At 69.8% G+C, this 16,832-nt stretch carries 17 protein-coding genes; 15 read left to right on the top strand and 2 right to left on the bottom strand.

Annotated features, from left to right (window positions below; all coding sequences use genetic code 11):
* The first annotated feature begins 225 nt into the window (after positions 1–225).
* The 7 genes from map to rplQ all read left to right on the top strand — a co-directional run bounded on the left by map (position 226) and on the right by rplQ (position 4,602).
* On the top strand, positions 226–1,062 hold the full coding sequence (gene map, locus STSP_RS01880; RefSeq protein ID WP_067271064.1) for a type I methionyl aminopeptidase: 837 nt from the start codon (positions 226–228) through the stop codon (positions 1,060–1,062).
* Between the two features lie 153 nt (positions 1,063–1,215).
* Positions 1,216–1,437, top strand: a complete 222-nt coding sequence (gene infA, locus STSP_RS01875) for a translation initiation factor IF-1 (protein WP_003948620.1) — start codon at positions 1,216–1,218, stop codon at positions 1,435–1,437.
* A gap of 62 nt (positions 1,438–1,499) precedes the next feature.
* Positions 1,500–1,613 (top strand): 50S ribosomal protein L36, encoded by a 114-nt coding sequence (rpmJ, locus tag STSP_RS01870; RefSeq protein ID WP_003974245.1) that lies wholly within the window; start codon positions 1,500–1,502, stop codon positions 1,611–1,613.
* Between the two features lie 184 nt (positions 1,614–1,797).
* Complete coding sequence (rpsM, locus tag STSP_RS01865) at positions 1,798–2,178, top strand: 30S ribosomal protein S13 (RefSeq protein ID WP_067271063.1); 381 nt, start codon at positions 1,798–1,800, stop codon at positions 2,176–2,178.
* Between the two features lie 110 nt (positions 2,179–2,288).
* Positions 2,289–2,693, top strand: a complete 405-nt coding sequence (gene rpsK, locus STSP_RS01860; RefSeq protein WP_003948617.1) for a 30S ribosomal protein S11 — start codon at positions 2,289–2,291, stop codon at positions 2,691–2,693.
* Between the two features lie 151 nt (positions 2,694–2,844).
* The gene (locus tag STSP_RS01855; protein WP_003966937.1) at positions 2,845–3,867 is read left to right on the top strand and encodes a DNA-directed RNA polymerase subunit alpha; all 1,023 of its coding nucleotides are present in this window, start codon (positions 2,845–2,847) and stop codon (positions 3,865–3,867) included.
* A 219-nt stretch (positions 3,868–4,086) separates the two neighbouring features.
* Positions 4,087–4,602 carry a 50S ribosomal protein L17 gene (rplQ, locus tag STSP_RS01850; RefSeq protein ID WP_067271060.1) on the top strand — a complete coding sequence of 172 codons (516 nt, stop codon included), beginning with the start codon at positions 4,087–4,089 and terminating at the stop codon, positions 4,600–4,602.
* 70 nt (positions 4,603–4,672) lie between these two features.
* Here rplQ and STSP_RS40695 read toward each other — a convergent pair whose 3' ends face one another.
* Positions 4,673–5,149 (bottom strand): peptidoglycan-binding domain-containing protein, encoded by a 477-nt coding sequence (locus STSP_RS40695; RefSeq protein WP_067271057.1) that lies wholly within the window; start codon positions 5,147–5,149, stop codon positions 4,673–4,675.
* Positions 5,150–5,293: 144 nt separating this feature from the next.
* Between STSP_RS40695 and truA the strand changes: the two genes are divergently transcribed.
* The 7 genes from truA (at position 5,294) to STSP_RS01810 (ending at position 14,419) form a co-directional block, all read left to right on the top strand.
* Entirely contained in the window at positions 5,294–6,148 is an 855-nt protein-coding gene (truA, locus tag STSP_RS01840) for a tRNA pseudouridine(38-40) synthase TruA (protein ID WP_067271088.1), read from the top strand.
* Positions 6,149–6,386: 238 nt separating this feature from the next.
* Positions 6,387–7,994 carry a glycosyltransferase family 2 protein gene (locus STSP_RS01835; RefSeq protein WP_232789488.1) on the top strand — a complete coding sequence of 536 codons (1,608 nt, stop codon included), beginning with the start codon at positions 6,387–6,389 and terminating at the stop codon, positions 7,992–7,994.
* A complete protein-coding gene (locus STSP_RS01830; protein WP_067271055.1) occupies positions 7,991–8,998 on the top strand; it encodes a glycoside hydrolase family 26 protein in 1,008 nt (335 codons plus the stop codon). The genes STSP_RS01835 and STSP_RS01830 overlap by 4 nt, the downstream gene beginning before the upstream one ends.
* Complete coding sequence (locus STSP_RS01825) at positions 8,995–10,755, top strand: hypothetical protein (protein ID WP_232789487.1); 1,761 nt, start codon at positions 8,995–8,997, stop codon at positions 10,753–10,755. Before STSP_RS01830 ends, STSP_RS01825 begins: the two co-directional genes overlap by 4 nt.
* The gene (locus STSP_RS01820; RefSeq protein WP_067271054.1) at positions 10,752–12,293 is read left to right on the top strand and encodes a glycosyltransferase family 39 protein; all 1,542 of its coding nucleotides are present in this window, start codon (positions 10,752–10,754) and stop codon (positions 12,291–12,293) included. The genes STSP_RS01825 and STSP_RS01820 overlap by 4 nt, the downstream gene beginning before the upstream one ends.
* A 48-nt stretch (positions 12,294–12,341) precedes the next feature.
* On the top strand, positions 12,342–13,667 hold the full coding sequence (locus STSP_RS01815; RefSeq protein ID WP_067271051.1) for a UDP-glucose dehydrogenase family protein: 1,326 nt from the start codon (positions 12,342–12,344) through the stop codon (positions 13,665–13,667).
* A complete protein-coding gene (locus STSP_RS01810) occupies positions 13,664–14,419 on the top strand; it encodes a polyprenol monophosphomannose synthase (RefSeq protein ID WP_067271049.1) in 756 nt (251 codons plus the stop codon). Before STSP_RS01815 ends, STSP_RS01810 begins: the two co-directional genes overlap by 4 nt.
* Positions 14,420–14,429: 10 nt before the next feature.
* Here STSP_RS01810 and STSP_RS01805 read toward each other — a convergent pair whose 3' ends face one another.
* Positions 14,430–15,308: a hypothetical protein gene (locus STSP_RS01805; protein WP_067271047.1), complete on the bottom strand. Its 879-nt coding sequence runs from the start codon at positions 15,306–15,308 to the stop codon at positions 14,430–14,432.
* Positions 15,309–15,420: 112 nt separating this feature from the next.
* Between STSP_RS01805 and STSP_RS01800 the strand changes: the two genes are divergently transcribed.
* Entirely contained in the window at positions 15,421–16,662 is a 1,242-nt protein-coding gene (locus STSP_RS01800) for a glycosyltransferase 87 family protein (protein ID WP_232789486.1), read from the top strand.
* Positions 16,663–16,832 lie beyond the last annotated feature (170 nt).

The following is a 16,832-nucleotide window of genomic DNA, read 5'->3' as shown; positions in this document are numbered from 1 at the left end:
CCTTCGGGGTGCCGCGGCCGACGTGTTTCTCGAGGGCGCTCGACGGCGGGGGTGCCCGGGGGTACGACGGGGTGGCCGGCGTCGCCGGGGTCCGCTGTGCCCACCCGTTCCGCCCCAGCGGAACGATTGCCCACAGCGAGGTGAGGACTGCCCACAGCTACCTCTGCGGGGGCCTTATCGTTGACGTAGCCCGTGCTTCCCCCTTCAGAAAGGCGTCAGCCGCAGATGGTGCAGATCAAGACCCCCGAGCAGATCGCCAGAATGCGGGCGGCGGGCCTTGTCGTCGCCGCCATCCACGCGGCCACCCGGGAGGCCGCCGTGCCGGGTGCCACCACCCGTGACCTGGACGAGGTCGCCCGCAAGGTGCTCGACGAGCACGGCGCCAAGTCGAACTTCCTGGGTTACGGCGGCTTTCCCGCCACCATCTGCACCTCGGTGAACGAGGTCGTCGTCCACGGCATCCCGGACGACAAGACCGTCCTGAAGGACGGCGACATCATCTCGATCGACTGCGGCGCCATCATCGACGGCTGGCACGGCGACGCCGCGTACACGGCGTTCGTGGGCAGCGGTCACGCACCGGAGCTCATCGAGCTGTCGCGGGTGACCGAGGAGTCCATGTGGGCCGGCATCGCCGCGATGAAGAACGGCAACCGGCTGGTCGACATCTCCCGCGCCATCGAGACGTACATCCGGCGCCAGCCCAAGCCCGGCGGCGGCAAGTACGGGATCATCGAGGACTACGGCGGCCACGGCATCGGCACGGAGATGCACATGGACCCGCACCTGCTGAACTACGTCGAGCGCCGGCGCGGCAAGGGCCCGAAGCTGGTCCCCGGCTTCTGCCTCGCGATCGAGCCCATGGTGAGCCTCGGCACACCGAAGACCCAGGTACTCGAGGACGACTGGACGGTCGTCACGACGGACGGCACCTGGTCGTCGCACTGGGAGCACTCGGTCGCCCTGACGGAGGACGGTCCGCTGGTGCTCACGGCGCCGGACGGCGGCCGGGCGAAGCTGGCGGAGTACGGGATCACGGCGGCGCCGGATCCCCTGGCGTAGCGATCACCGGATGCGGGCATTCTTTGTCGATTCGTCTTTCAGAGGGCGCTGACGTAGACTGACTCGTCGGCTCCCGTGCACCCGCATGCCCGCATGCTCCCGTAAGGGAAAAGCAGGGGAGTCGATCAAGGTAGTCGATTCGAAGGGCGAAGCGTGGCCAAGAAGCAAGGTGCCATCGAGATCGAGGGCACTGTCGTCGAGTCTCTGCCGAACGCCATGTTCAAGGTCGAGCTCCAGAACGGCCACCAGGTCCTGGCACACATCAGCGGCAAGATGCGTATGCACTACATCCGCATCCTCCCTGACGACCGGGTCGTGGTGGAGCTGTCTCCGTACGACCTGACGCGTGGCCGGATCGTCTACCGGTACAAGTAGATCTTGCCCACGTCCCGCGTGAGCGGGGCCGCCGGCAACTGACCCGGAGAACCTCACATCCCATGAAGGTCAAGCCGAGCGTCAAGAAGATCTGCGACAAGTGCAGGGTGATCCGCCGTCACGGCCGGGTCATGGTCATCTGCGACAACCCGCGCCACAAGCAGCGCCAGGGCTGACGCACGACCGCACCCTCTGCACCCGCAGATCTCGCGCGACGCAAGCACATACGTACATACGCAGGGCCCGGATCCCAGTGATCCGATACCCCCGGGCCGGAGGCCGGGGACCCAGTTCGTACCTCGTACGGCGGCTGGGAGGCGGTCCTGTGGAAGACCTCCGACCGACAACTGGAGCCATTGAATGGCACGCGTTTCCGGTGTTGACATCCCGCGCGACAAGCGCGTGGAGGTCGCCCTCACCTACGTGTTCGGCATCGGCCGGACCCTTTCGCAGCGCACGCTGGCCGAGACCGGCGTGAACCCGAACACCCGCGTTCGCGACCTCTCCGAGGAGGAGCTGGTCAAGATCCGCGAGTTCGTGGACAACAACATCAAGACCGAGGGTGACCTCCGTCGTGAGATCCAGGCCGACATCCGCCGCAAGGTCGAGATCGGCTGCTACCAGGGTCTGCGCCACCGCCGTGGCCTGCCGGTCCACGGCCAGCGCACCAGCACCAACGCTCGCACCCGCAAGGGCCCGCGTCGCGCCATCGCCGGTAAGAAGAAGCCGGGCAAGAAGTAGTCCGCAGCGGACACCGCGGTTTTTCGGGGGGCGACCCCCGAGGGCCCCGAGGCCCCCGCACTCCAGCGGTCTTCGCTGTAGGACCGACCACCTCCCGTAGGAGTTAAGACATGCCCCCCAAGGGACGTCAGGGCGCTGCCAAGAAGGTGCGCCGCAAGGAAAAGAAGAACGTCGCTCACGGCCACGCGCACATCAAGAGCACGTTCAACAACACCATCGTTTCGATCACGGACCCGACCGGCAACGTGATCTCCTGGGCCTCCGCCGGCCACGTCGGCTTCAAGGGCTCGCGCAAGTCCACCCCGTTCGCCGCGCAGATGGCCGCCGAGTCGGCCGCGCGCCGCGCGCAGGAGCACGGCATGCGCAAGGTCGACGTCTTCGTCAAGGGCCCGGGCTCGGGTCGTGAGACGGCCATCCGTTCGCTGCAGGCGACCGGTCTCGAGGTCGGCTCCATCCAGGACGTCACCCCGACCCCGCACAACGGCTGCCGTCCGCCGAAGCGTCGCCGCGTCTGACGCACGGCTCGGCCTCTTGCCGGGACTTTCGGGCGGTACGTCCCTTCGGGGCCGTGCCGCCCGTACCCTTGCAGTACCCCGCCGGGTGACCGCGCGGGTTCCGTCGGGCGTCAAATAGCGGGCGCCCACGACTGAAGGATCTGATCCACACATGCTGATCGCTCAGCGTCCCTCGTTGACCGAAGAGGTCGTCGACGAGTTCCGCTCCCGGTTCGTGATCGAGCCGCTGGAGCCGGGCTTCGGCTACACCCTCGGCAACTCCCTGCGTCGTACGCTCCTCTCCTCGATCCCGGGTGCGGCGGTCACGTCCATCCGTATCGACGGCGTTCTGCACGAGTTCACCACCGTGCCGGGCGTCAAGGAGGACGTCACCGACCTGATCCTCAACATCAAGCAGCTGGTCGTGTCGAGCGAGCACGACGAGCCGGTCGTGATGTACCTGCGCAAGCAGGGCCCGGGTCTGGTCACCGCCGCCGACATCGCGCCCCCGGCCGGTGTCGAGGTGCACAACCCCGACCTCGTCCTCGCCACGCTCAACGGCAAGGGCAAGCTGGAGATGGAGCTGACCGTCGAGCGCGGTCGCGGCTACGTCTCCGCCGTGCAGAACAAGCAGGTGGGCCAGGAGATCGGCCGTATCCCGGTCGACTCCATCTACTCGCCGGTGCTCAAGGTCACGTACAAGGTCGAGGCGACCCGTGTCGAGCAGCGCACCGACTTCGACAAGCTGATCGTCGACGTCGAGACCAAGCAGGCCATGCGTCCGCGTGACGCCATGGCGTCGGCCGGTAAGACCCTGGTCGAGCTGTTCGGTCTGGCGCGCGAGCTCAACATCGACGCCGAGGGCATCGACATGGGTCCGTCCCCGACGGACGCCGCGCTCGCTGCCGACCTGGCGCTGCCGATCGAGGAGCTCGAGCTCACCGTTCGCTCGTACAACTGCCTGAAGCGCGAGGGCATCCACTCCGTGGGTGAGCTCGTGGCTCGTTCCGAGGCGGACCTGCTCGACATTCGCAACTTCGGTGCGAAGTCGATCGACGAGGTCAAGGCGAAGCTGGCCGGGATGGGTCTGGCCCTCAAGGACAGCCCGCCCGGATTCGACCCCACCGCCGCCGCCGACGCCTTTGGCGCCGACGACGACGCGGACGCCGGGTTCGTCGAGACCGAGCAGTACTAGGCGCTCCGCGAGGAGGCCGGATTTTGGCTGCGGGTCGGCTGTGGCCGGTCGCGCCCACGCGACGGAGTCGCATATCGACACCGCCCCGCGCCCCTATAGGGGCGCGGCCCTTCCGGGGCGCCCCTTCGGGGCTGCCCCGGATCTCCGACAGGCGACCGCCTGCTCGGATACTGACCCCGGTACCTGATACGGCCGGGGCAGACACCTAGGAGAAACACGATGCCGAAGCCCACCAAGGGTGCCCGTCTGGGCGGCAGTGCCGCGCACGAGAAGCTGCTGCTGGCGAACCTCGCCACCTCGCTCTTCGAGCACGGCCGTATCACCACCACCGAGGCGAAGGCCCGCCGTCTGCGGCCGTACGCCGAGCGTCTGATCACCAAGGCGAAGAAGGGCGACCTTCACAACCGCCGTCAGGTGCTCCAGGTCATCACGGACAAGAGCATCGTCCACACGCTCTTCACCGAGATCGGCCCGCGGTACGAGAACCGCCCGGGTGGCTACACCCGGATCACCAAGATCGGTAACCGCCGTGGCGACAACGCGCCCATGGCCGTCATCGAGCTGGTGGAGGCGCTGACCGTGCAGCAGACGGCTGTCGGTGAGGCCGAGGCCGCGACCAAGCGCGCGGTCAAGGAAGACGCCCTCAAGAAGGACGAGGCCGTCGAGGCCAAGGCCGACGAGGCCGTCGAGGACGCCGCTCCGGCCGCCGCCGAGGGCGAGTCCAAGGACGCCTGAGCGTTCTGACAGCGCAGCGGCGCGGGCCCGTACCCTCAGGGGTACGGGCCCGTTCCGTGTGCGGTGCGGGTCAGCCGGGGATCTGGCTGCTGCAGTTCTTCAGCCAGTTGCTGTACGGCCTGGCCGCCTCCGGTTCGCCCATGCGGACCAGCTGGCGGCGCGTGTTCGTGATGTCGTCCTTCAGACGCGCGCCGGTCTTCGGGCCCACGATCCCGTCCGCGGACAGGGAGCGGGACGACTGGTAGCGCTTGACGGCCTTGGTCGTCTTCGGGCCGTAGACGCCGTCGACGGTGACGTTCGGGTCCACGTAGGCGTTGGCGCCCCACTGGACGCACCTGACGTGGAAGCCCTGGGCGCCCTGGCCGATGGTGGTGCTGCCCGGATTGGTCCGTATCTCGTCCTGGCCCGGGCTGGGAGCCGGGCCGACCGCCTGGGCCGACGGCTTGTTCTGCGCCGCCGTCTCGTCACCACCCCCGCAGGCGGTGAGGCCGGCGGCGAGAATGGCGGTGGTGAGGGCGGCCGTGCCGCGCATGGTCCACTTGTTCATCGTTCCCCCGATCTGTGCGATCCGATGTGCGGACTTCTGGGGGTGAGACGGAGCCCGGCGGCGGGCCAGTTGCCGACGGGGCGTCACAGGTCGGCCGTGGCCGCGTGACGGGAGTTCGACAGGAGGCATATTCCGGTGGCGAAGGTGGCGGACGAAGTGGAGCCCGGCTTCGTACGGGTGCGTCTCGATCTCTCCTACGACGGCGCCGCGTTCCACGGCTGGGCCAAGCAGGCCGGCGGGAAGCGGACCGTGCAGGGGGAGATCGAGGACGCCCTGCGTACCGTCACCCGGTCCAGGGAGACGTACGAGCTGACCGTGGCCGGGCGGACCGATGCCGGGGTGCATGCGCGCGGCCAGGTCGCCCATGTCGATCTGCCTCTGGAGGTCTGGGGCGAGCACCGGGGGAAGCTGCTCAAGCGGCTCGCCGGGCGGCTGCCCAAGGACGTGCGGGTGTGGGCGCTACGGGAGGCGCCCAGCGGCTTCAACGCCCGTTTCTCGGCGATCTGGCGGCGGTACGCGTACCGGGTCACCGACAACCCGGGGGGTGTGGACCCGCTTCTGCGGGGCCACGTGCTGTGGCACGACTGGCCCCTCGACGTCGACGCCATGAACGAGGCCGCGCAGCGGCTGCTGGGGGAGCACGACTTCGCCGCGTACTGCAAGAGGCGGGAGGGTGCGACGACCATCCGCACGCTTCAGGAGCTGAGCCTGGAGCGAGCCGCGGACGGGATCATCACCGCGACCGTGCGGGCCGATGCCTTCTGCCACAACATGGTGCGGTCCCTGATCGGTGCGTTGTTGTTCGTCGGAGACGGCCACCGGCAGGCCGACTGGCCGGGGAAGGTGCTGGCCGCGGGCGTGCGGGACTCGGCCGTGCACGTGGTGCGGCCGCACGGGCTGACGCTGGAGGAGGTCGGGTATCCGGCCGACGAGTTGCTGGCGGCGCGGAATCTCGAGGCGCGGAACAGGCGGTCGCTGCCGGGACGGGCGTGTTGTTGATGCGCGCTTCTGCCCGGTCTGCCCGGGCGTGAAACCAGTCGGTTACGTTAGTTTGCCAATTATTCGCCGAACTTAAGCGACATACAGACTCATAAGCCTCAGTCCATCACTTACGTCATCCTCGCAACTCGGATACTCTTGCGCTCCTCAGCCGCATGTTCGACATGGGTGCTGGGGTGGGGAGTCAGAGGGCCATCGGGCCCAAGGGGTGGGGATGTCTTCGCTAGGTTCTGCCCGCATGCCCGGAACGGCCGGCGCTGGGGGGCGCAGGGCGGCTCGGGAGGGCGGGCGCCGCCGTTCGGCCGAAGCGGCGCTGGGGTTGCTGCCGGCGCCGCCGTCGGACCGCGAGAAGTACTCGTACGTCAAGCGGCGTCTGTGGATCCTGACGCTGGCGTCGGTCATCAGCTTCGGCTGCCTGACTGTGAGTCAGGTCGCGCTGACCCAGGCCAGTCCGCTGATGTGGGTCTTCGGGCCGCCGCTCGCCTTCACCGTCGTCTACTACCTGGTGTCGCTCCGTGTCAACGGCTTCAGCCGGGACTTCGACTTCGGCCACCACCAGCGACTGGTGAAGAGCTGGCGGCCGCAGGTCTACCCGACCGTCGACGTCTTCCTGCCGGTGTGCGGCGAACCGATCGAGGTGCTGCACAACACCTGGACGCATGTGCGTCAGCTTGCCGACCGCTACCCGGGGCGGTGCGTGCCCTTCGTGCTCGACGACGGCGCGAGCCCGGAACTGCAGGCCATGGCGGCCGACTTCGGGTTCCGCTACGGGACGCGCCCCAACCGCGGCTGGTTCAAGAAGGCCGGCAATCTGCACTACGGCTTCGGGCAGTCCGACGGCAAGTACATCCTCATCCTGGACGCCGACTTCACGCCGCGCTCTGATCTGCTCGAGGAGCTCCTCCCGTACATGGAGGCGGACGAGCGCATCGGCATCGTGCAGTCTCCCCAGTACTTCCGGGTGCTCGACTCGCAGAACTGGATCGAGCGCGGGGCGGGCGCCGTGCAGGAGCTGTTCTACCGCTCCGTCCAGGTGTCACGGCAGAACAGCGACGGCGCCATCTGCGTCGGCTCGTGTGCGATCTACCGGCGCGCTGCGCTGGAGACCAACGGTGGCACGACGCTCATCGAGCACTCCGAGGACGTACACACCGGCTTCGACCTTCGCGGCCTTGGCTGGGACCTGAAGTACGTGCCCATCGCGCTGTCCACGGGGGTCTGCCCGGACACCGCGGGAGCCTTCTTCAACCAGCAGTACCGCTGGTGTTCGGGGTCGATGTCGCTGCTGGGCAGCAAGAAGTTCTGGGACGCGCCGATCAGGTTCTCGAGCCGGCTCTGCTACATGTCCGGGTTCTTCTACTACATCCACACGGCGCTGTTCACGTTCGTCGCCCCGCTCGTGCCCATCGTCCTGCTGCTGGCCAGTCCGGAGATGCTCCAGGTCAAGCACCTGGTGTGGGTGCTGCCGAGCATCATCTACACGACGATCATCTTCCCGATGTGGCACAAGTCCCCGTACCGCCTCGAGGCATGGTCCGCGCGGCTGATGTACGGCTGGGCACACGTCTTCGCGATCTGGGACATCCTGCGCAAACAGCGCATGGGGTGGCAGCCGACCGGCTCCAAGGGCGCGAAGAAGAACAAGACCCGCCGGTTCTGGCTGGGACTGTGGATCTGGAGCGGCGGCACCGCCGTGGTGTGGGTGGGCGCCGCCGTGTACCGGCTCTTCACCGGCTATCCGCCGGACTTCGCGCTCGTCCTGTCCTCAGGGCTCTTCTACGCGCTCGTGGTGGTCCGCGCCCTCATCCAGCCCCGTGAGCACCAGGCCGCAGGGAGCGTCGCATGATCCGCAGGTCTCTTCTCTCAGCCGCTCTCGTGCTGACGACCCTCGCCGGGGCCACGGGCTGCGGCGCCCTGCAGGGCGACGACCCGGCCGCATCGGCCGCCCACCAGCCCTCGGGCAGCGAGGCGTCGAAGCACGCCGAGGAGGCTTTGCCGTACGACGTGAAGCCGCTGCTCCACCCCGCCAAGGACTACTTCGGAGTGGCCGTCGACGGCGCCCCGACCTCCATGAAACCGGTGGAACGCTTCGCGAAGACCGTCGGCAAGAAGCCGAACGTGGTCGGCTCCTACTCGAGCTGGGGCGACGCCTTCAATACCGAGGGGGCGCGGAACGTCTTCGACTACGGCGGTCTGCCGTACGTCTCGTGGGAGCCGTTCAAACCGGGGCTCGAGAAGATCGCGGACGGCTCGCAGGACGCGTACATCAAGAAGTTCGCGGCGAGCGTGCGCGAGGTGGACGTGCCGGTCGCCATCAGTTTCGGCCACGAGATGAACGGCCAGTGGTACCCGTGGGGCACGAAGAAGGAGACGCCCGAGGCCTTCGTGAAGGCATGGCGGCACATTCACGACGTCTTCCAGGACGCCGGCGCACTCAATGTGATCTGGGTGTGGAGTCCCAACATCATCAACCCGGTTCCGGCGGTGAAACTGAAGCCCTACTGGCCCGGTGACGCGTACGTCGACTGGGTCGGGATCGTCGGCTACTGGACGCTGACCGGCGCCAAGACCTTCGACACCCTGTACGGGCCGACTCGCCGGCAGGTGCGGGAGTTCACGGACAAGCCGTTCCTCATCACCGAGACCTCCTCCGAGCCGGGAGAGCGGCGCCGCGCGGATGTGCGTCAGCTGATCGGCGGCGTCAAGGCGGACAAGGACGTCATCGGCTTCGTGTGGTTCAACATCCGCAAACGGGCCGACTGGCGCATCCAGAGCAGCCCGCTCGCGCTCGCCGAGTTCAGGCGCCTGATCGCCGACGACGACTTCGGATTCGAGGTGCCCCGCTCATGAGCAGCAGTCAGGGCGGCGGCTGGTTCGACGCCGACGGCGGTGGCCGGCAGGGGCAGAGCCCCGGTGGGGGTGCGTATGCGGACCAGTACGGCGGCCAGGAGGACGGGCACTACGACAGCCAGTACGGCGGGCAGTACGACGGCGATCAGTGGGTGCGCCAGCCCTACGCGCCGACGGCCGGCCCGCAGCCGTACCCGCCGTACCAGCAGGGCTACCCCGACCCGCAGGGCCACGTGCCCCAGCAGCAGACCACGATCCCGCAGCAGCCGGGTCCGCAGGACCGTCAGGGGTACCCGCCCTACTACGGTGAGACCGTCGCACCGGAGCTCGAGCACGAGTACTACGTGCCGGAGTACAGGGTTCTCGATCCCGAACCGGAGCCCGAGCCCGAACCCGCCTACGTGCTGCCCGAAGTGCCGGTCTCGGCGTGGTCGGTGGACACCAGCCGCTCCGCCTGGATCAGCCGCGGGGTGCTGCTGCTGATCCTGCTGGTGCAGATCGGGCTCACCGCCCGGCTCACCGGCAGCGCCTTCCCCGCGGAGGCGGAGTTCCTGATGTCCGACGGCAGGCTCAGCGGGCTGATCGCCGAGGGCGGACTGACCGGGGCTCGCCTCGTGAGCCTGGGCTGGGCCCTGGGCGCGACCGCGCTGCTGTTCGGGGCGACCCGGCTGCTGTTCAACGCGCGTGCAGGCCTGGCGGCCGCGGCGATGTACTCCGTGCTGGAGTCGACCGCTTTCACCGGACGGTACGCCTCACTGCACTCGCTCTCGCTCTTCCTGCTGGCCGCGTCGCTGTGGCTGCTGGCCAAGACCCGCCAGGCGAACCCGGCGTTCGTGCTGCTCGCGGCTCCTTTCGCCGCACTCGCACCGTTCGCCGCGTACTCCGCCGCGCTGTATCTGCCGACGCTGACCGTGCTCGCCGTGCTCACCGCCTACCGCTTCCGCGGGGTCGGGGCGTTCGCCAGAGGAGCGCTCTTCGCCGCGGCGACGGGGGCGCTGTGCTTCGTCGGCGTGGAGCTGAAGGGCACCCCCACAGGCTGGAACGTGCACGGCCACGACGACGCGCTGACGCTGCTGAAGGAGAGCGCCCAGTGGGGCGGCCTCGTGCTGCTCGTCGCCGTCATCGGCGCCGTCGGCTACATCCGCCGGGCCCGCATGGGCGAGATGCCGTGGGCGGTGGGCTCCGCACCGGGAGCGGTACGCCGGGCCGCGCTCGGACTGACGCTGTGCGCCACCGCGCTGTTGGCCCCGGCCTACCAGGCGTATCTGGGTAACGGCAGCTCGCTTCACATCCATGTGGGTTTCGGACTGCTCTTCGCCGTGCCCATGGCGGGCCTCGGAGTCTCCCGAGTGATGGGCGCGCACTTCCGCTATCCGCAGATCGGCATCATGATCTACGTCATCGGCCTGGTGATGGGCATGGCGCAGTCCCAGAGCCTGTTCCAGCCGCCGGACTCGGCGCGCATGGTGGGTGCGATGCGGCAGGTCGTGGACGGTGACGGGCGGTACCTCACCGACGACCCCGAGATCTCCGCGTACTACCTGCGCTCGGTGACCGACGCCGGCCAGTGGAGCCGGGCCGGGCGCGGCACGGCGCTGGACACCGCCGTGCGGAAGGGCAGGTACGACGCGATCGCCCTGCGCACGCCCTCCATTCCCAAGGTGCTGCGCGGCGCCAAGCACTACCGGCTGCTGACCGTGCTGCCCGCAGAGAAGGGCAGCGGGCAGGCGCCCTACCGGATCTGGGTGAAGCGATGACGACGTACGTTCCGGTCGAGCAGCCGCACTCTCCCGAAGCGGACGGCGGCCGCGCGGGCAGGCGCCGTGCCGCCGCGCGCGGCCAGGGCGGGTCGCGGGGCTCGGCGTTCCTGGTCTTCCTGCTGCCGGCTCTCGTCGCGTTCGCGTGCGTCCTGCCGGGCCTCGGCCACCGCCAGCTGTGGCGCGACGAGCATGCCACCTGGTGGGCGTCCACGCTCTCGTACAGCGATCTCGGGCGGCTCATCGAGCACATCGACGTCGTCTTCACGCCGTACTACGCCGTGATGCACCTGTGGATCGCGGCGGCGGGGGATTCGGCCGCGATGCTGCGGCTGCCGGAAGCGGTGGCCATGGCGCTGTCCGCCGGGCTGGTCGGGCTGATCGGGCGGCGGATGTTCGCCGTGCGCACCGGGCTCCTGGCCGGGCTGCTCTTCGCGGTGGTCCCCGCGATCACCCGCTACGGGCAGGAGGCCAGGCCCTACGCCTTCGCCACTCTCTTCGCGCTGCTGGCCACGCTGTTCCTGCTCCGGGCACTGGACAGGCCGAGCCTGCGGGACTGGACGGTGTACGCCCTCTCCATCGCCGCGACGGGCTTCAGTCACCTCGTGGCGGTGTCCGTACTCGCCGGGCATCTGGGCCTGGTCGTCCTGGTGAAGAGGCGCGGCGACCGGATCGCGCACTACGCCTTCGCGGGCGCGGTGATGCTCGGACTGTCGATCACGCTGCCGATGGTCGCGCAGGGCACGAGTCAGAGCGGCCAGATCGCCTGGAACGTGACGACGACGCAGGATCTGATCGAGTACCCGCAGGAGCTGTTCGGCTCGTGGGCCACGGGTCTGCTGGTCATGGGACTCGGCCTGCTGGGACTGCTCGCCGCGCGCCGGTACGCACTGCTGCTGGGCGCCTGGGCGATCCTGCCGCCCGTCCTGACCTTCGTGACGGCCAACCAGCTGCACATGTTCCTGCCGCGCTATCTGCTGTTCACCATCCCCGCCTGGACCCTGCTGGCGAGCGCAGGGATCACCCGGCTCGCCGGACGGTTCTCGCCGGAGGCACGCCGCGGCGCGGGCGCGCAGGCCTTCGGCGGGCTCCTCGTGGTGGCCGTCGCCGCGGCGTACGCCTTCGTCGCCTGGCCCGCCATCGGCCTCGCCAAGCAGGACCTGCCCGACGAGCCCGACTACCGCGGTGCCGCGCGCACCGTGGCCGCGGGTGAGCACAGCGGGGACGGCATGGTCTTCAACGGCGGCCTGTCGGAGCGCCGCGCCATGGCGTACGAGCTGCGGAACGGCCGCGCGCCCAAGGACGTGCTGATGGAGTGGACCCCGCAGCAGAACGGCTCCTACGGCGCCACCGAATGCCGGCGCCCGGCCCGCTGTCTGGCCACGGTGGACCGGCTCTGGCTCATCTCCACCGTCCGCGACGGCAAGCTGCTCGAAGGCATGAACGAACAGACTGCCGCGGTGCTCAGCAAGGACTTCAAGGCCGTCAAGACAGTGAAGCTGCACCGGGTCACCGTCCAGGTGCTCGAGCGTAGGTAAGGGCAGAAAGCCGCCCCCACAGCTGAGGCAAAGGAGGTGCCGCTGACCATGCGGCTCACAGTCATCGGCACCGGCTACCTCGGTGCCACCCATGCCGCCTGCATGGCGGAGCTCGGACACGAGGTGCTCGGGGTCGACGTCGACCCTGACAAGATCGCCGCCCTGCGAGCCGGTCGTGTGCCCTTCCACGAGCCGGGCCTGCCCGAGCTCATCGCCCAGCACACGGCCACCGGACGGCTGCGCTTCACCACCTCCTACGAGGAGGCGGCGGCCTTCGGGCAGGTGCACTTCTCCTGCGTGGGCACGCCGCAGAGCAAGGACTCCGAGGCCGCCGACCTGACGTACGTGGACGCCGTGATCGAGAACCTCGGTCCGCTGCTGCCCGAGGGCGCGCTGGTCGTCGGCAAGTCGACGGTGCCGGTGGGTACGGCGGACCGGCTGGCCGGGAGGCTCGCCGAACTGGCGGGCCCGGGGGCGGAGCTGGCCTGGAACCCGGAGTTCCTGCGCGAGGGCTTCGCCGTCGCCGACACGCTGCGGCCCGACCGGCTGGTCCTGGGCGTCCGGTCGGCACGCGCCGAGGAGCTGCTGCGCGCGGTGTACGCACCCGTCATCGCGGCCGGCACCCCCGTCGTCTCCGCCGACTTCCCGACCGCCGAACTCGTCAAGACGGCCGCCAACGCCTTCCTCGCCACGAAGATCTCCTTCATCAACGCGATGGCAGAGGTCTGCGAGGCGGCGGGCGCGGACGTCTCCGTACTGGCCGAGGCCATCGGCCACGACGAGCGCATCGGCAGGAAGTTCCTGCGCGCGGGCGTCGGATTCGGCGGCGGCTGCCTGCCCAAGGACATCCGGGCCTTCGCACACCGAGCCGACGAACTGGGCGTCTCCCTGGCCTTCCTGCGCGAGGTCGACCGCATCAACATGCGCCGCCGCGACCGGGTCGTCGAACTGGCCCGGGACCTGTGCGGGGGAGCCGTGCTGGGTGCCCGCATCGCCGTACTCGGCGCCGCCTTCAAGCCGGACTCGGACGACATCCGCGACTCGCCCGCCCTCAACGTGGCGGCGCGGCTCCGGCTCGACGGAGCCGATGTCACGGTCTACGACCCGCAGGCCATGGACAACGCCCGCAAGGCGTTCCCGCTGCTCGGCTACGCGCTGTCGGCCGAGGAGGCGGTGCGCGGCGCCGACGTGGTGCTGCATCTGACCGAGTGGCCGGAGTTCCGCGAGCTCGATCCCGAGCGGCTGCGGACGCTGGCGGGACGTCCGCGGATCGTGGACGGCAGGGGGGTGCTCGACGCAGGCCGGTGGGCCGCGGCGGGCTGGGAGTTCCGTGCGCTGGGCAGGCCCGCGCCGGGTGGGGAGGAAAGACAATGACATACGACCTGGCGGCGGGCGCCCGCGTCACCGTGGTGATGCCCACCTACAACGAAGCGGCCAACCTGCCGCGCATGGCCGAAGCGGTGCTCCACCTGCCGCTGCCCGGTCTCCATCTGAAGATCGTCGACGACTCCAGCCCGGACGGCACCGGCCGTATCGCCGAGGAGCTGGCCGAGAAGTACAACGCCGACGGGTGGCACCGGATGAGCGTGCTGCACCGCACCGAGAAGGACGGCCTCGGCCGGGCCTACGTCGCGGGGATGAGCGCCGCGCTCGACGAGGGCGCCGACTACGTCGTGCAGATGGACGCCGACGGCAGCCACCCGGTGGAGGCGGTGCCGCGCATGGTCGGCACGGCGGAGGCCACCGGTGTGGGGCTGGTCATCGGCAGCCGGTACGTGCAGGGCGGTTCGCTGGACGAGGAGTGGGGCGCGCACCGCGTCCTGCTGTCGCGGTTCGCCAACCGCTATGCGCGCACCGTGCTCGGCACCAAGATCCGGGACATCACGGCCGGGTTCAACCTCTGGTCGGCCCGGGCGCTCCGCGACGTCGACCTGCACTCCCTGGACAGCGCCGGCTACAGCTTCCAGGTCGAGCTCAAGTACAAGGCGGTCCACGCCGGGCACAGCGCGATCGAGATCCCGATCCGCTTCGAGGAGCGGACCGAAGGAGTCTCCAAGATGACGCTGCGCACGCAGCTGGAGTCGGCGGTGGTGCCGATCCGGCTGCGCATGAAGCACAGCCGGTAGACCACGTGCGTTACGAGGCGTTGGCGGCCGCCGACGCCTGCGCCTCGCCGCGGCGGCGGATCTGCCGGAACGTGAACTCCGCGAGGTCGTCGCCCGTGGTGAAGACCGCGCTGTCCTTCTGCGTCACGTCCTTGCCACTGGTGAACCCGGCATTGGTGAGATACACGTAGCGCCCGTACGCATTGGTCGTGGTGCGGCAGACCGCCGTACGGCAGAAGGCGGGGACGCCGGAGCCGGACAGCGAGGTCACGTTGCCCTTGTCCGCTTGCTGCTTGGCCTTGGTGGCCTTGGCCTCGGTGTCGAACACGGCGACGCCGACCGTGACCGCGACGCCGTTCCTGGAGTAGGTGGCCCGGATCAGGCGGGTGCAGCCGTTGCCGGTGAGGACCTGGGCGAGGTCGCCCCGGATGGCCGTGGCGCACTTGGTCGTGCTGCTGGTGGCGCCCTTCTTGTAGACCCGCTCGCCCATCGTCAGGCTCCGGCCGGGGAAGAGGGTGTCGGCGCTGAGCGGCGCGGTGTCCTTCTCGGCGCTGGAGACGAAGTCCTTCGGGTCCAGCGGGGGCGGGGGAGTGGTCTCCTCGAAGGACGGCCCGGGCTTCGTCGTGTCGCTCGGGATGTCCGCGGAGGTGGGGAGCTTGTCCGCGGGCTGGTTCGACGCGGAGTTGCCGCTGTTGGCGGAGACGACCGCCGTCGCCACGAGCGCACCGACCACGACGGTGGCCAGGGCGCTGCCGCCTATCCACAGCCACCTGCGGCGGCGGGCGCGCGCCGCCTCGGAGGCCTCGGCGAGCGCCGCCCAGTCGGGAGTGTCCGAACCCGAACCCCAGTTGGGGGAACCCGAATCCGGCCCCCCGGGACCCCACTGAGGCCCCCCTTGCCCAAAGCTCATGGGGCGCATCTTAGACGGGGGCCGACGGCCCAAGGACCCGGGCTAGGACACGACTTCGGCACGCCGCGGCACGTTCCGGGAACCGGCACCGGCGGGCTCTAGCGTGATCGGTATGAACAAGGACGAGGGCGGCATGCCGGGCGTGACGGACGAGGCGGACACCGCCCCGTCGTGCCAGGCCCGTGACTGGCTGCTGCAGCCCGCAGGACCTCTCGCCGGAACTCTGCTCGCCCTCGTGCTCGTGGCACGCGCCGTCCGGGTCGCCGTGGTCTCGGCGGGCGGGGGAATGGACAACGCCTTCGTCGTACGGGCCGCGGCGGCCTGGCTGGACGGCGGAGCGCCCTACGCGGACCGCCGCTTCCTCTATCTGCCCAGTGCCGTGATCGCCGCCGCTCCCCAGGCGATGCTGCCCTCGTCGGTGGTACGGGTCGTCGTGCCGCTGCTGGTCGTCGGCGCGCTGGTCGCCGGGTGGGCCTGCGCGCTGCGGATCTTCGGCGTGCCCTGGCGCAGCCGCTTCGCCGTTCTCGGGCTGCTCGGCACCGTCCTGTTCTGGGCGCCGTTCGGGCATCTCGTCAACCTCGGGAACTGGACCGTGACGGCCGCCTTCGCCCTGCCGCTCGCCCTGCTACTCGCCGACCGGGGGCGCTGGGCCGCCGCGGGCGCGGTCGTCGGGGCAGCCGTCGCCCTGAAGCCGCTGCTCGCCCCGATCGCACTGCTCTTCGTCTTCGCCCGGCAGTGGCGGGCCCTGGGCTGGATGGTGGGGGTGCCCGCGGCGGCCTCGGTGTGCGCGGGTCTGGTGATGCCGGACCCGGCCGGCTTCCTCACCCGGACGCTGCCCTTTCTGCTGCGCGGCGGGGACGGTCTCATGCGTCCGTACGACGTGTCGGCGGTCGCGGTGCTGCCGCGGCTGGGGGTGCCGCAGGTGGTGGCCGTGCTGGTGGCGGCAGCGGGTGCGGCGGCGGGCGTGAGCTGTGCGTGGCGGCGCTGGCGGTGCGGCGATCCGGGGCCCGCCCGGCTGGTCGAGACCGCCGTGATGCTGATGCTGGCGACCTTCGTGATCTCCAGGCCCTCGTACGACCACTATCTGGTCGTCGTCCTGCCGCTGCTGCTCGCCGGGGCGCTGCGGCCCGGGGCCGTGGCCCGGTCCCCGTGGTTCTGGGTCGCCCTAGTCCCCCAGGTCCCGGGCTTCACGCTGCCGTATGTCGAGGGGGCGACCCGCAGGGCGTTCAAGGACTTCATCACGCTGTGCGCCCTGGTGGCGACCGTCGGCGCCCACTGCGCGCGTGCCCGGCCGCCGAGGCCGCCGGGGTACCCTGAAACACGGCAGGTGTCCCTGTGCGACCGGTCGTTTTGACCCGTCCGGGGCAGCGCGGGTATCCTGCCTGTTCGTTATGTGTATTGGCTTGCTCAATCTCACGTGAGGGGCCCTTACACCGGTCCACCGGGCCGATGACCAGCGGCAGGCACTCGGTTTGCGTCACCGATGTGCGGCCAGGGCTGTCGTGATCGTCCGTGGTGGCCTTG

The organism is Streptomyces jeddahensis (assembly GCF_001642995.1).
GTDB lineage: Bacteria > Actinomycetota > Actinomycetes > Streptomycetales > Streptomycetaceae > Streptomyces > Streptomyces jeddahensis.
This window is presented reverse-complemented; position numbering and strand designations above follow the sequence as displayed.

Coding starts and splice junctions, on each gene's coding strand:
- map (WP_067271064.1), top strand. CDS start 226: ATGGTGCAGATCAAGACCCCCGAGCAGATCGCCAGAATGCGGGCGGCG.
- rpmJ (WP_003974245.1), top strand. CDS start 1,500: ATGAAGGTCAAGCCGAGCGTCAAGAAGATCTGCGACAAGTGCAGGGTG.
- rpsM (WP_067271063.1), top strand. CDS start 1,798: ATGGCACGCGTTTCCGGTGTTGACATCCCGCGCGACAAGCGCGTGGAG.
- rpsK (WP_003948617.1), top strand. CDS start 2,289: ATGCCCCCCAAGGGACGTCAGGGCGCTGCCAAGAAGGTGCGCCGCAAG.
- STSP_RS01855 (WP_003966937.1), top strand. CDS start 2,845: ATGCTGATCGCTCAGCGTCCCTCGTTGACCGAAGAGGTCGTCGACGAG.
- rplQ (WP_067271060.1), top strand. CDS start 4,087: ATGCCGAAGCCCACCAAGGGTGCCCGTCTGGGCGGCAGTGCCGCGCAC.
- STSP_RS40695 (WP_067271057.1), bottom strand. CDS start 5,149: ATGAACAAGTGGACCATGCGCGGCACGGCCGCCCTCACCACCGCCATT.
- STSP_RS01835 (WP_232789488.1), top strand. CDS start 6,387: ATGCCCGGAACGGCCGGCGCTGGGGGGCGCAGGGCGGCTCGGGAGGGC.
- STSP_RS01830 (WP_067271055.1), top strand. CDS start 7,991: ATGATCCGCAGGTCTCTTCTCTCAGCCGCTCTCGTGCTGACGACCCTC.
- STSP_RS01825 (WP_232789487.1), top strand. CDS start 8,995: ATGAGCAGCAGTCAGGGCGGCGGCTGGTTCGACGCCGACGGCGGTGGC.
- STSP_RS01820 (WP_067271054.1), top strand. CDS start 10,752: ATGACGACGTACGTTCCGGTCGAGCAGCCGCACTCTCCCGAAGCGGAC.
- STSP_RS01815 (WP_067271051.1), top strand. CDS start 12,342: ATGCGGCTCACAGTCATCGGCACCGGCTACCTCGGTGCCACCCATGCC.
- STSP_RS01810 (WP_067271049.1), top strand. CDS start 13,664: ATGACATACGACCTGGCGGCGGGCGCCCGCGTCACCGTGGTGATGCCC.
- STSP_RS01805 (WP_067271047.1), bottom strand. CDS start 15,308: ATGAGCTTTGGGCAAGGGGGGCCTCAGTGGGGTCCCGGGGGGCCGGAT.
- STSP_RS01800 (WP_232789486.1), top strand. CDS start 15,421: ATGAACAAGGACGAGGGCGGCATGCCGGGCGTGACGGACGAGGCGGAC.